Below are 13,591 nucleotides of genomic sequence, written 5' to 3'. Positions count from 1 at the left end.
GCCGTCACGAAAAATCCGTCCAGCTCAGATGCCGTGCATCGATGTCGCCAATCGTCACGCCCTCGCGGATCTCCTGCGGCCTGTGAAAATTACCGCGCAGATAGACCAGCGGCTTGGCGGCATCCGCATGCGACACGCCGCGCACCTCGCCGATGAAGATCGAATGCGTCTTCGTCTCGAACTCCTGCGCCAGCACGCAGTCGAAAGCCGCGACCGCGTCCGTCAGCACCGGCGCGCCGGTCTTGCCTCGCGTCCATTGTCCGAAAGCGAAGCGGTCGTCGCCGTTGACGCCTTTCTGGCCGCTGAAAGTCAGCGCCAGCAGGGCGTGATCCTCGTGCAGGAAGTTGATTGCAAATGCGCCTTCCTCGCGGATGCGCCCGTGTGCGCTGGCGCTACGGTTGACGCAGACGATCAGCGACGGCGGATTGTCAGAGAGCGAGCAGGCCGACGTCACGGTCAGTCCGGTGCGTTTGCCGTGCTGGGCGCCGACCGTCACCAGCGCAACCGCGCCGGCGCATTGGCGCATCGCCTGCTTGAAATCCTTGGCGTCGACCGTCACGCGGAAATCTCCGAGATTGGGTGGGTGCGGCACGATCGCGCCGCACCCATACCGGGTCAAGCCGCCTTGCGCGCCGAGCCGAGATGCGTCAGGCGCGGCATCACCTCGTTTTTCAGCAGCGACAGCGAATGATGCCAGGCTTCGGCCTTGTGCTTGTAGTCGAAGCCGAACACCAGGAGGACGCCGAAGCCGCCGACCTCGTCGTAGATCTTCTCGATCTTCTCGGCGACGGTCGCCGGCGAGCCGACGATCCAGTTCCGCTTGGCGCAATATTCGACGGTGACGTCGCTGTCGGGCACGTCAGGCGCGTGCTTGAGGTAGTCCTTGAAGCCGAAATGGCCGAGCAGCGGCAGGAAGTATTCGCTCATCATCCGGCCCATCATGTCGCCGGTCGAGAGCTTCCAGGCTTCCTCGTCGGTATCGGCAACGAACACTTCTCGCACCAGCCGCCAGTCCTGTCGGTTCGGTTTGCGTCCGGTCTTGGCGGCGCCGATCTCGACCGAATCCCAATGGCTCGAGACATAGGCCGGGTTGAGGTTGAGGCTCATCGGAATGAATCCGCGCTCGCCCGCCAGTTTTAGCGTGTCCGAATTCTTGGAAAGCCCGGCGACGCCGATCGGCGGATGCGGCGCCTGGAACGGCTTGATGTGAGGCTTGAGGAAGTCGAACATCGTGTCAGGCTTGGTCACCGTCCAGAACTTGCCCTTGTGGGTGAAGGGCGCCGGCTCGGTCCACAGCTTCAGGATGATCTCCAGCGCCTCGCGGGTCATGTCGCGGTTCTGCCCGCTCATGCCGTCGACGTTGAACATCGCCCAGTCGCTCGGCAGGCCGCTCGCCGCGACGCCGAAATTGAGACGGCCCTCGGAGAGATGATCGAGCATCGCGACGCGATTGGCGAGCTCGGCCGGGTGATGGTAGGGCAGCAGGAAGCCGCCCGGTCCGATGCGAAGATTCTTGGTCTGCATCAGCGCCTGTGCGATTAGAAGATCCGGCGTCGGGTTGGGTTCCCAGGGCGCGGTGTGGTGCTCGCCGACCCAGGCCTCCTGATAACCGAGCTCGTCGAGCCAGCGCATGACCTGCAGGTCCCAGTCGTTCCCTTCCTTCAGGCCGCACTCCGGCGGATGCGAAGGCATCGTGAAATAGCCGATCTCCATGGGTTTCCTCATCTGATGTTGACGCGTCTTGTTGCGCGTTGACGGAGTTGAGTGGCGAAGCTTCAGCAAGCGGTGTGCCAGCGCGGCGGGGCTTCAAATCGATGAGAAAGGGCTGGTTTGCCCTCGCAATAGCCGGTATCTCGGCACAGACTTGCAACATGTCGTCTCATTGTCGCGAGACGACGTCTTAGCTGCAAGACGAGGACAGTTTCGAATGACCGAACCCGCCTACGTCGCGGTGGACTGGGGCACCAGCAGCTTTCGGCTCTGGCTGATCGATCGTGCCGGTCAGGTGCTGGCGGAACGCCGCAGCGGCGCGGGCATGCTGGCTGCGGCCAAGACCGGCTTCCCTGCCGTGCTGCAATCGCATCTTGCAGCCGTCGAAGCGCCGGATCATCTGCCGGTTCTCGTCTGCGGCATGGCCGGTGCCAAGACGGGCTGGGTCGAGGCCGGCTATGTCGACACGCCGGCGCCACTTGCCGCCATCCTGAAGCAGGCTGCGCTCGTACCGGGCGAGCTGCGCGACATCCGCATCCTGCCGGGCATCGCGCAGCGCGATGCAAACACGCCGGACGTGATGCGCGGCGAGGAGACGCAATTGCTCGGCGCGCTCGGACTCGATGCCGCCGGCGAGGCGCTGGTCTGCATGCCCGGCACGCATTCGAAATGGGTCCGCGTGAAGGGTGGCATTGTCGAGCACTTCTCGACCTTCATGACCGGCGAGCTCTTCAGTGTCGTCTCGCGCGAGACGATCCTGTCGCTCGCGGTCGTCGGAGCCGATGACGCCGAGGACGTCGCAAGCTTCAAGGCGGCGGTGGTTGCTGCATTCAAGGCGCCGGCCTTCGCCGCCAATCTTCTGTTCACCGCGCGCTCGCGGCAGCTCCTGTTCGGCGGCACGCCGGCCGCGGCGCGCGAAACGGTATCGGGTACCCTCATTGGCGTTGAGCTCGCAGCGGGCCTTTCCGGCGCCGTCCCGAAAGCCGGCGTCACGCTGATTGCCTCCGGCCGGCTCGCGACGCTGTATCGGCTCGCCTTCGAGGCGTTAGCAGTCACCGTGCAGCCGATTGACGCCGATGAAGCCGTTCGCCGCGGTCTTTCGATGGCGGCCGCCGCGATCTGGATGAAATGAGAGGAATCTTGAAATGAGCGTTGCCTTTCCGCCGATGAAGCGTCCGCTGGTCGCGATCCTGCGCGGCGTCGAACCGGAGGAGACCGAGGCGATCGTCGGCGTTCTGATCGAGGCCGGCATGACCGCAATCGAGATCCCGCTGAACTCGCCAGATCCGTTCCGCTCGATTGCCACCGCTGCGAAGCTCGCGCCCGCCGGCGTGTTGATCGGCGCCGGCACTGTGCTGACGGCCGCAGACGTCGATCGTCTCAACGACGTCGGCGGCAAGCTGATGGTCTCGCCGAATGTCGATACCGGAGTGCTGGCGCGCGCGCATCAGCACGGCATGGTGACGATGCCCGGCGTGTTCTCGCCGACCGAAGCGCTTCTGGCGGCGCGCGCCGACGCATCGAGCCTGAAGTTCTTTCCGGCGAGCGTGCTCGGCGCGTCCGGCATCGCCGCGATCCGCGCCGTGCTGCCGGCCGGCGTGATGATCGCCGCTGTCGGCGGTGTCTCCGACCAGAATTTTGCCGAATACATCAAGGGCGGCGTGACGGCGTTCGGGCTCGGCTCAAGCCTCTACAAGCCCGGCATGACGGCGACGGACGTTGCCGCTCGCGCAAAGTTGACGATCGCGGCGTACGATCGGGCGATTGCGCAAGCCTGAGCCGCCAATAAACAAGCCGTGATGCCGTCACGGTCCTGCGTTATCCTATCTTGCTGCACCAGCGAGTTCAGGAGACCGACATGGCGATCAACAACATAGCCGATCTGTTCGTGGCGACGCTCGAACAGGCCGGCGTCAAGCGCATTTATGGCATCGTCGGCGATAGCCTGAACGGCCTCACCGAGGCGCTGCGCCGCCGCGGCACCATCGACTGGATCCATGTCCGGCACGAAGAGGTCGCGGCGTTTGCCGCCGCCGGCGAAGCCGAGATGACGGGAAGCCTTGCGGTGTGCGCCGGCTCCTGCGGCCCCGGCAATCTGCATCTGATCAACGGCCTGTTCGACGCGCATCGCAGTCGCGTTCCGGTGCTGGCAATCGCGGCGCAGATCCCCTCGGCCGAGATCGGCGGCGGCTATTTCCAGGAAACGCATCCGCAAAACTTGTTCCGCGAATGCAGCCATTATTGCGAGCTGGTCTCCGACCCTAGCCAGCTTCCTTACGTGCTGGAGAATGCGATCCGTGCGGCGGTCGGCCTGCGCGGTGTCGCCGTCGTCGCCATACCCGGCGATGTCGCTTTTCGCAGCCCGCACAAGCGCGCGCTGTCGACGACGCGCGGGCTTACGCCGGCAGCGCCGAAAGTCGTGCCACAGACGGGTGAGTTGCAAGCGCTCGCGGATCTCTTGAACGGTGCCGAACGCATCACCTTGTTCTGCGGCCGTGGCTGCGCCGGCGCGCATGCGCCGCTGATGCAGCTTGCCGAAACGCTCAAGAGCCCGATCGTGCACGCGCTCGGCGGCAAGGAGCATGTCGAATACGACAATCCCTACGACGTCGGAATGACCGGCTTCATCGGCTTTTCCTCGGGCTACGCGGCCATGCACGCCTGCGACGCGCTGGTGATGCTCGGCACCGATTTCCCCTACAAGCAGTTCTTCCCGACCGACTGCCAGGTCGCGCAGATCGACATCCGCCCCGAAAATCTCGGCCGGCGCTGCAAGATCGATCTCGGCCTCGTCGGCGATGTCCGGCTGACCATCGAGGCGCTGCTGCCGCTCTTGAAGACCAAGACGCAGCGCAGGCATCTCGACGATGCCCTCGCGCACTACAAGAAGGCGCGCGAGGGTCTCGACCAGCTCGCCAGGGGGACGCCGGGAGCCAAGCCGATCCATCCGCAATATCTGGCAAAAGTCATCAGCGACCATGCGTCCGACGATGCCGTGTTCACCGCCGACGTCGGCACGCCCACGGTGTGGGCCGCGCGCTATCTCGACATGAACGGCCGCCGTCGGCTGATCGGCTCCTTCGTGCACGGCTCGATGGCCAATGCCATGCCGCTGGCGATCGGCGCGCAGGCTTCCCAACCCGGCCGCCAGGTGATCTCACTGTCGGGCGACGGCGGCTTCACCATGCTGATGGGCGATCTGATCACCCTGACGCAGATGAAGCTGCCGGTGAAGGTAGTCGTCTTCAACAACGGCGTGCTCGGCTTCGTCGCGCTGGAGATGAAGGCCGCGGGGTTCGTCGATACCAATGTCGATCTGGAGAACCCGGATTTCGCGGCGATGGCGCGCGCGATGGGTATCTTTGCCCAACGCGTCGAAGACCCCGGCGAGCTGCCCGGCGCGATGAAGGAGATGCTGGCTCATAACGGGCCGGCACTGCTCGACGTAGTCACCGCCAAGCAGGAGCTGTCGATGCCGCCGACCATCACGCCCGAGCAGCTCAAGGGCTTCAGCCTCTGGGTGCTGCGCGCCGTGATGAACGGTCGTGGCGACGAGGTGCTGGACCTTGCGAAGACGAATCTGCTGCCGCGTTAACTGCGCTTGGCTGACGGCACCGGTAGCCGCTCGTGGCGGTGCTGGAAGCGCTGCCAGTGCAGCACGGTGCCGATCAGCAGCGCCGGCACGAAGCCGAGCACGATCAGCAAATGCGGCAGCGCCTTCGGCGAGATGAAGGCAATGGCAACGTCCGAAATCAGCCAGAGCGCCGCGAACATCACCGCGAAATCCGTCCGTGGGCAGCGCAGATAATAGAACACGGCAGTGATGACGATGGCAGGCCCGATCGCAATGGCGATCATCACCGCCGTCAGCTCCTTCGGCGTCAGCGCGTCGAGCACCATCGATGCCAGCAGCCAGAGTGCGGCGAACATGGCGACGATGTCGAGCGGATGCCGCAACCCAATACCTCTCGCGGGAACGCGCTATCGTTGTGTCCTGCGCCCCGCCCGTCAAGTGAAATACGCCTATTCCTCGTCACTTCCGGGCGTTGGCCGCAACATGAAATGACCGAAGGCCGTGGCGATCGGCTTGTCCGGATCGTCCTGCCAGGCCCGCGCCTCGAAGGCGACGATGCGCCGCCCCTGCTTCACAATTGATACGTCGGCGAAGGTGTCGAGCGCCCGGCCGGAGCGCAGATAGTTGACGGTGAGGCCGATCGGTTTGGGTGGCGCCGCAGTGCCGAGCTCGCGCGCCACGCCGACGATCGCGGTGGTTTCGAGAAAAGCGCCGGTCATGCCGCCATGGATCGCGGGCAGGATCGGATTGCCGATGATCTTCGGCGAGAACGGCATCGTCAGCGTGGCGTCTCCGTTGACGCGAATGCCGAGGCAGCGCGCGAACGGGCTATTCGCGAACGGGCCATCCGGATCCTCGGGCGCCTCCAGCGTCGGAATGCTGCGCGAATCCATTCTCCGGTCCGCGAGCATGTTGGTGCGGTTGGCGCCGATCATGAAGCAGGCGGTCGCGGTCGCGACCGGATCGTCTTCGGACTCCTGATAGGCGGTGGAGCGGACGAAGGCGATCGAGCGTGTGGTGCGGTAGCAGACGGAATGCGCCTTGATATCGAGGCCCGGCGTTGCCGGCTTCTGATAGTCGATCCGCAGGTCGAGCGTTGCGATCGCGCGCGTGCCGTCGAGCGCGAGCTGCACCGCCATGCCGCAGCTCTCGTCCAGCATCGCGGTGACGACACCGCCATGCAGAACGCCGGTCTCGGTGTCGCCGACGAAGACGGGACGGTAAGGCAGGCTGGACCAGGCCTCACCGGGCGCGAAGCGGTCGAGCTGGAGCCCGCTGATATGGCCGTAATCGGAGCGCCGGCCCTTGATGGCCTCGGCGAGTTCCTCGAAGGGAAGCGTGGTCGATGAGCAAGACATAGCGACGTTCTAGACCAGTGCCGCGCATCGCGCAAAACCCCGCATGTAACCTTCGCACGGTCCTGCAAGGCCGGTTTGGTCTCGACAGAGGCGGCCGAAGCGACGATGGTGGGTGCTTCGTTCGTTCGACCTATCCGCAAGGAGCGCCCATGACCGACCCCGAAACACCCTCGACCGCCCAGGGGCCCGTCACCATTTCGACCTCCAGCTCGGAGCGGGCGCCGATCATCTATTTCGACGGCGCCTCATGCTTCGGCCATCATAACGGCGCGATCCAGATCGAGCTTGCCGCGAATCTCCTGATGCCGGTCGGCGCCGCAGTCAGGGTCGACGTGGTCCAGACCGCGCACCTGCGTTGCAGCGTGGCCGCGGCGCTTGCCCTGCGCGAGGCGCTCGACAAGGCGCTGACGATGTACAAGCAGGGCCAGCAGCAGCCGACGGAGGAGATTCCGGCAGTGAAGAATTGATGGCAGTCGCGCCATTGCAGGGCCTTCATGGTTCGAGACGCGCCGTAAGGCGGCGCTCCTCACCATGAGGGTCAAAATGAGGGTCAAAGATCGCGCTGCGAGGATGACCTCATCTTGAGGGCCCGCCAACGGCAGGCGTCTCGAAGGATGGGCCGCGAGGAATCCGTCGCCAGCTTCCTTGCGGCGGCACTCAGCCCACATGCACCTTCGGCTTCTTGCCGCCGTTCCACTTGCCGTCGAGCGCGCGCTCGATCTGGGCGGCGAGTTGCAGCAAGAGCCCGTCATTGGCCTGCTTGGCGATCGCCTGGATGCCGAGCGGCAGGCCGTGCTCGTGGGTCGCCATTGGCAGCGAGATCGCCGGGATGCCGCAGAGATTGGCGAGCGGCGTGAAGGCGAAATTGCGCCAGAGATTGCCGAACCAGTCGAGCACGTCGGGATTGTCGGAGATCGTGAGATATTCCTTTGTGCCGACCTTCGGCGTCGGCAGCGCGGTGACCGGCGTCAGGATCACGTCCCACTGCTCGAAGAAAGCGCCGAAGCCGCGGGAGGCCGTGTTGAATACGCCTTGCATCTTCGCGCGCTCGGCGAAGCTCGTGTGTCGGCCGGCTTCCCAGATGCGGATGTTCATGGGTTCGATCAGATCTTCCGGCGGCTTCTCCAGCCCGCGCGCGGCGAGCATGTTGGAGATCACCACCGCAAAGTTCGAGATGTAGCAGGTGGTCTGCGCCGCGAACGCAGCGCGGAAATCGAGCTCGGGCAGCGCATAGTCGACGTGATGGCCGAGCCCTTCGAGGAAGCGGCCGGTCTTCTCCAGCTCGGTGGCGATGTGCGACGTTGCGGTGTAATCGCCCCAGGTGTGCGATAGCGCGATCCGGAGCTTGCCGGGATCGCGCTTGATCATCTCGGAATAAGGCTGCGCCGTGGTCCAGAACGGCATGAACTCGCCGGGGGCAGGTCCCCTTGCATGATCGACAAAGGTGGCAGTGTCGCGCACACTGCGCGACTGGCAGCCCTGGATCGAGACGAGGCCGGTGAGATCGGACATGTGCGGTGCGAGCGAGAACACGCCACGCGATACTTTGAGCCCGATATTGCCGTTGACGCCCGCGGGAATGCGGATCGAGCCGCCGCCGTCGGTTGCATGCGCGATCGGCACCACGCCGGCCGCGACCATCGCGGCGCTGCCGGCCGACGAGCCGCAAGTGGTGTAGTCGGTATTCCAGGGATTGCGCGTGACATAGACGGCGGGATTGTCGGCCGAGCTGCAGACGCCGAATTCCGGCGTCGTGGTACGTCCGATCAGGTTGAGGCCAGCCTGGCGGAATTTGCCGGTCAGGAAGGTATCGGCGTCCGCGCGATTGCCGCGCATCAGGAGCGAACCCATCTCCTGGAGGCGGCCCTTCATGGTCGGTCCCAGATCCTTCATCAGGAAAGGCAGGCCGGCGAACGGGCCGGAGAGGTTGGCGCCGTCCTTGGCGGGATCGGCGATCACGTCCTCGAACAGCTCGACCACGCCCGACAGCGCCGGATTGACCTTGGCGACGCCCGCCGCGGCCTGCCGCGCCAGTTCCTTCGCCGTCAGCTCGCCGTTGCGGACGCGCGCGGCCAGCGCCACGCCGTCGTGCTGCGCCCATTCATTCCAGCTCATCGGCAAAGTCATGTCGGCAAAATCCTCTTGATGCGGCGCTACCTTTCCTTTCGCAAGGATCTTCGTGAATCAACTGAGCCGGCGCGGGGGGCAGGGTTGCATGGGGCGGAGAGGTGGAGGCGCAGAGCTGCCGATCGTCTCAATCCGACAGTCGCGCGATCACTGCAACCGGCCCGCCGCCCGGCGGTCCCTGATGCTCGGCCCCGCCGGAGATGTAGATGGCGCCGGTGCCGGCAAGTCCCGCAATCAGGCCGCCGACCGCAGCGCGGGCGTGGCGGGTGGCGCTGATGTCGGTGTCTTCCAGCATGGTGTGGCGAAAGCCGCGCACGCTGCCGCTCGGTGAAGCCTCCGCCTTGGCGAAGATATTGACCAGTTCGCGACCCGTCTTTGCCTGCGGCGCCACGCCGAGCCCGACGCTGTTCAGCGCCGATACCACCGCCGGGGCATCGATCGCGTCGGTCATCACGGCATGCCCGATCTCGAACGCGCTTGCTGAAGACAAGGAGTTGCCGAGCACGATGACGACGTTGTGCATCAACTCGATTCCGGCCGAAGTGGAGGCAACGGACGAGAACAGATCGTCGCGCCGCAGCACGTCCTCGTCGCCGACGTCAGGCGCGATCTCGCCGAGCGCGACCGCGACGCCGAGCGCGGAGGCGCCGCGCGAATAGGCCATCGAGCCATAGGCGCTGGTCGTCGCCGTCTTGTTGCCGCGAGCGTTGGCTGCTTCGACGCGATCGCTGGTGAGCAGTGGACACTTGATCTGCACGAAATGAACGTCGGCAGAGTCAGTGATGCCGGCATCCGCCATCGCCGCCTTCACGGCTTTCGCCGTCTCGGTGATCTGTGCCGAGTGGCCGAACTCCTCGGGGAGGAAATCACGGGTGTGTGCCATGCCGATGCTCAGGCGCTTGCCGGACATGCCCGCCGGCCGCCCCTCGACGTCGCGCCGCGTAAACACCGTGATATGCGGGCTGAGCACGCCTTCGGTGCCGCCCGACATCACGAAGGCGATGCGCTGCTCGACCTCCTCTGGAGACAGGCCGAGCCGCGGCGCAAGCGCCGCGCACAACGCGGCCACAGCATATTCCCGCGTGAAATCGTTGACTCCGCCATTGCCCTCGGTCTTGCCGAGGATTGCGAGGATTTCGCTTGGATCGATCGCGCCTGAGCTGATCATACTGATGAGGCCGGACACGTCGCCGGGGCCCTTGGTGGCGATCCTGATGGCGTCGACCGATGTCGTCTGCATCGCACTTCTCTTTGGGGGTTCGGTGGTCCGGCAGACAAAACAGTCGTCCAAGCTTGGCGCCTGTCAATCCCCGTCGTCGTCCTGGCGAAAGCCAGGACCCATTACCCCAGGGAGCAATTTGGCGAAGATTCGTCGTTCGGTATTGCTTCCGGCCGTGATCGACAGACTAGCGGTGAGTCCTGGTCTCCGCCAGGACGACAGCGGAATTTGTGCGCCGTCTTCGCCATCTCCACGAATGTGGCGAGATCGCATCGGTTCAACAAAAAATCCTCTGTCGACGGCCGTCCGCTGCACCTTGATGAATCAACCCCGGTTGGTTCATAAGCGGCGTCCCGTGGCCGGTGGTTCGCCGCCGTGTCGCGTGCTAGGATAGAGGAATTCTCGCGTGGCAAATATCAACCAGAAAATTGCGCAGGAGCTTGGGGTTCGTGCCGAGCAGGTCGAGGCAGCGGTGACGCTGCTCGACGGCGGCGCCACGGTTCCCTTCATCGCCCGCTACCGCAAGGAAGCGACCGGTGCGCTCGACGACGCGCAATTGCGCACCCTGGAGGAGCGCCTGGTTTACCTGCGTGAACTTGAAGACCGCCGCAAGGCCATCCTCGAATCGGTCCGCGAGCAGGGCAAGCTCGACGCGGCTCTCGAAGCCAGCATTCTTGCCGCCGACAGCAAGGCGCGCCTCGAAGACATCTATCTGCCGTTCAAGCCGAAGCGCCGCACCAAGGCCGAGATCGCCAAGGAAGCCGGCCTCGAGCCGCTCGCCAATCAGCTGATGGCAGAGCCTGGCAATGATCCCAAGGCCGTGGCCGAAGCCTTTGTCGACGCCGAGAAGGGCGTTGCCGATGCCGCTGCCGCGCTCGACGGCGCCCGCGCCATCCTGGTCGAACGTTTCGACGAGGACGCCGATCTGATCGGCGCTCTGCGCGAGGAGATGTGGACCAATGCGCGCATGGTCTCCAAGGTGCGCAACGGCAAGAAGACCGAGGGCGAGAAGTTCGCCGATTATTTCGATTTCTCCGAGCCGCTGACGAAGCTGCCGTCGCACCGCATCCTGGCGATGTTCCGCGGCGAGAAGGAAGAGATCCTCGACCTCCAGATCCAGGCCGAGGCCGAGGCGCCGCCGCCGGGCGTGCCGAGCGCCTATGAGCTGAAGATCATGAAGCGGTTCGGCATCGCCGACCTGAAGCGCCCCGGCGACCGCTGGCTGATCGACACCGTGCGCTGGGCTTGGCGCACCAAGATCCAGGTGCATCTCAACATCGATCTGCGCATGCGGTTGTGGAATTCGGCCGAGACCGAGGCCGTCCGGGTGTTCGCCTCGAACCTGCGCGACCTCCTGCTCGCCGCGCCCGCCGGCACCCGCGTCACCATGGGGCTCGATCCCGGCTACCGCACCGGCGTCAAGGTCGCGGTTGTCGATGCGACCGGTAAGGTGGTCGACACCACCGCAATCTACCCGCACGAGCCGCAGCGGCAATGGAACGAGTCGCTGGCGACCCTAGGCAGGCTCGCGCTGAAGCATCGCGTCGAGCTGATCGCGATCGGCAACGGCACCGCCTCGCGCGAGACCGACAAGCTCGCGGCAGACCTCGTCAAAGGCCTGCCCGAACTGAAGATGACCAAGATCGTCGTGTCCGAAGCGGGCGCGTCGGTCTATTCGGCCTCGGCTTTCGCCTCGGAGGAATTGCCTGATCTCGACGTCACCTTACGCGGTGCGGTCTCGATCGCGCGGCGGCTCCAGGACCCGCTCGCCGAGCTTGTCAAGATCGAGCCCAAGGCGATCGGCGTCGGCCAGTACCAGCACGACCTCGGCCAGGCCAAGCTCGCCAAATCGCTCGATGCCGTGGTCGAAGATTGCGTGAACGCCGTCGGCGTCGATGTCAACACTGCCTCCGCACCGCTACTGGCCCGCGTGTCGGGCGTCGGCACAGGCCTTGCGCAGAGCATCGTGGCGCACCGTGACGCCAACGGCCCGTTCAAATCGCGCAAGGCGCTCAAGGACGTGCCGCGGCTCGGGCCGAAGGCATTCGAGCAGTGTGCGGGCTTCCTGCGCATCGTCGGCGGCGAGGATCCGCTCGACGCCTCTGGCGTGCATCCGGAAGCCTATCCGGTGGTGCGCCGGATTCTCGCGGCGACCAAGAGCGACATCAAGGCGCTGATCGGCAGCAGCGATATCGTGCGCACGCTGAAGCCGAAGGATTTCGTCGACGAGACCTTCGGTCTGCCGACCGTCACCGATATTCTGCGCGAGCTCGAAAAGCCCGGCCGCGACCCGCGCCCGGCGTTCAAGGCCGCGGTGTTCAAGGAAGGCGTCGAGGAGATCAAGGATCTCAAGAAGGGCATGATCCTCGAGGGCACTGTGACCAACGTCGCCGCCTTCGGGGCCTTCGTCGACATCGGCGTGCACCAGGATGGCCTCGTGCACATCTCGGCGATGTCCAAGACCTACATCAAGGATCCGCGCGAGGTGGTGAAGCCCGGCGACATCGTCAAGGTGAAGGTGCTGGACTTCGAGGTCGCCCGCAAGCGCATCTCGCTGACGCTGCGGCTGGATGACGAGGTCGGCGCCAAGAAGGACGCGCCCGGCATGCAGCGCGACAACAATTCGCGCAACAGCGCGCGCATGACCTCGTCGGCGCCGCGCAAGCAGGAATCCTCCGGCGGCGGCGCGCTTGCGGAGGCGTTGCGACGTGCAGCCGAGAAGAACGGCGGCAAGCGGGTGTGAGTCTCTCCTCGCCCATCGGGGAGAGGCGATCTGCTCCACGGATAGCGAGTTCTATCGCGTCGTCATTGCGAGCGTAGCGAAGCAATCCAGACTGCCTCCACTGGACAGTCTGGATTTGCTTCGTCGCAAGAGCTGCTTGCAACTGACGAGGAGAGAGCGGTGGCCCGCCTCCCTAACACGCGCGTCAGAATCTGGCGCATTTGTAAGTTGAAGGAGACGGCGCGTTCTCCTCTTCTGAACCTTCGAGTGCGGCTGTGTGACCACCGCACTGTAGGGAGGATTTTCCGATGAAACACAGGCTTCTCACAGGCCTCGCCGCAGCGGCAGTTGCCGCGACGCTGGCGGTCGCGTCGCCCGTTCTTGCCCGCGCCGGCGGTGGCGGACATGGCGGGTTTGGCGGCGGTGGCCACTTCGGGGGTGGCGGCATGCATGTCGGTGGTGGCGGCATGGGTGGCGGGGGCATGCGAGTGGGCGGCATGGGCGGCGCTCATTTCGGTGGCGCGCGCTTCGCCGGTTCGCCAATGGCCGCCCGCGCCGCCATCGGGCCGCGCTTTGCCGCTGCTCCGCTCGCGACCCGTGCCGCCTTTGGACCGCGGTTTGCCGGCACGGGCTGGCACGGCAGGCCTTTCATCGGCCGGCATGCGTTCTTCCATCATCATCATCGCTTCCACCGGTTCGCCTTCTTTGGCGCGCCCTTCATCTACGCCAGCTATTACGACGACGGCTGCTGGCGCAGGAGCTGGACGCCCTATGGCTGGCGATGGGTCAATGTGTGCGGAGACTATTGGTACTAGCATCGCCGGACCGCACCATTGTCGCGGTCGCCACCGGGCAGTTCCGCTCAGCCCCGGAACGGGATA

The 13,591-nt window shown here is 65.2% G+C and carries 12 protein-coding genes; 6 read left to right on the top strand and 6 right to left on the bottom strand.

What is annotated here, in order from left to right; all coding sequences use genetic code 11:
• Positions 1-4: 4 nt before the first annotated feature.
• Positions 5-559 (bottom strand): flavin reductase family protein, encoded by a 555-nt coding sequence (locus IVA96_RS00655; RefSeq protein WP_247414943.1) that lies wholly within the window; start codon positions 557-559, stop codon positions 5-7.
• Between the two features lie 56 nt (positions 560-615).
• On the bottom strand, positions 616-1,713 hold the full coding sequence (locus IVA96_RS00650; protein WP_247414941.1) for an LLM class flavin-dependent oxidoreductase: 1,098 nt from the start codon (positions 1,711-1,713) through the stop codon (positions 616-618).
• A gap of 214 nt (positions 1,714-1,927) precedes the next feature.
• On the opposite strand from IVA96_RS00650, the gene IVA96_RS00645 reads away from it, so the two are divergent.
• The 3 genes from IVA96_RS00645 to poxB all read left to right on the top strand — a co-directional run bounded on the left by IVA96_RS00645 (position 1,928) and on the right by poxB (position 5,305).
• Positions 1,928-2,842, top strand: a complete 915-nt coding sequence (locus IVA96_RS00645; protein WP_247414939.1) for a 2-dehydro-3-deoxygalactonokinase — start codon at positions 1,928-1,930, stop codon at positions 2,840-2,842.
• Between the two features lie 13 nt (positions 2,843-2,855).
• Positions 2,856-3,488 (top strand): 2-dehydro-3-deoxy-6-phosphogalactonate aldolase, encoded by a 633-nt coding sequence (locus IVA96_RS00640; RefSeq protein WP_247414937.1) that lies wholly within the window; start codon positions 2,856-2,858, stop codon positions 3,486-3,488.
• An 80-nt stretch (positions 3,489-3,568) separates the two neighbouring features.
• Positions 3,569-5,305 (top strand): ubiquinone-dependent pyruvate dehydrogenase, encoded by a 1,737-nt coding sequence (gene poxB / locus IVA96_RS00635; protein WP_247414935.1) that lies wholly within the window; start codon positions 3,569-3,571, stop codon positions 5,303-5,305.
• Here the strand turns inward: poxB and IVA96_RS00630 are convergent.
• Both IVA96_RS00630 and IVA96_RS00625 read right to left on the bottom strand, forming a co-directional pair.
• Positions 5,302-5,667, bottom strand: a complete 366-nt coding sequence (locus IVA96_RS00630) for a hypothetical protein (RefSeq protein ID WP_247277443.1) — start codon at positions 5,665-5,667, stop codon at positions 5,302-5,304. The genes poxB and IVA96_RS00630 overlap by 4 nt on opposite strands.
• A gap of 66 nt (positions 5,668-5,733) precedes the next feature.
• Positions 5,734-6,642, bottom strand: coding sequence for a PaaI family thioesterase (locus IVA96_RS00625; RefSeq protein ID WP_247277442.1), 909 nt, complete (start codon positions 6,640-6,642; stop codon positions 5,734-5,736).
• 149 nt (positions 6,643-6,791) lie between these two features.
• On the opposite strand from IVA96_RS00625, the gene IVA96_RS00620 reads away from it, so the two are divergent.
• Positions 6,792-7,109 carry a hypothetical protein gene (locus IVA96_RS00620; RefSeq protein WP_247277441.1) on the top strand — a complete coding sequence of 106 codons (318 nt, stop codon included), beginning with the start codon at positions 6,792-6,794 and terminating at the stop codon, positions 7,107-7,109.
• 190 nt (positions 7,110-7,299) lie between these two features.
• On the opposite strand, the gene IVA96_RS00615 is transcribed toward IVA96_RS00620, so the two are convergent.
• Together IVA96_RS00615 and IVA96_RS00610 are read right to left on the bottom strand one after the other, a co-directional pair.
• Complete coding sequence (locus IVA96_RS00615) at positions 7,300-8,769, bottom strand: amidase (RefSeq protein ID WP_247277440.1); 1,470 nt, start codon at positions 8,767-8,769, stop codon at positions 7,300-7,302.
• A gap of 127 nt (positions 8,770-8,896) precedes the next feature.
• Positions 8,897-10,009, bottom strand: coding sequence for a ring-opening amidohydrolase (locus tag IVA96_RS00610; protein ID WP_247414932.1), 1,113 nt, complete (start codon positions 10,007-10,009; stop codon positions 8,897-8,899).
• A 385-nt stretch (positions 10,010-10,394) separates the two neighbouring features.
• Here IVA96_RS00610 and IVA96_RS00605 point away from each other — a divergent pair, with 385 nt between their 5' ends.
• Both IVA96_RS00605 and IVA96_RS00600 read left to right on the top strand, forming a co-directional pair.
• A complete protein-coding gene (locus tag IVA96_RS00605; protein WP_247414931.1) occupies positions 10,395-12,731 on the top strand; it encodes a Tex family protein in 2,337 nt (778 codons plus the stop codon).
• A 287-nt stretch (positions 12,732-13,018) separates the two neighbouring features.
• Complete coding sequence (locus tag IVA96_RS00600; RefSeq protein WP_247277437.1) at positions 13,019-13,525, top strand: hypothetical protein; 507 nt, start codon at positions 13,019-13,021, stop codon at positions 13,523-13,525.
• Positions 13,526-13,591 lie beyond the last annotated feature (66 nt).

This window comes from Bradyrhizobium sp. 159, from assembly GCF_023073795.1.
Taxonomy (GTDB): domain Bacteria; phylum Pseudomonadota; class Alphaproteobacteria; order Rhizobiales; family Xanthobacteraceae; genus Bradyrhizobium.
This window is presented reverse-complemented; position numbering and strand designations above follow the sequence as displayed.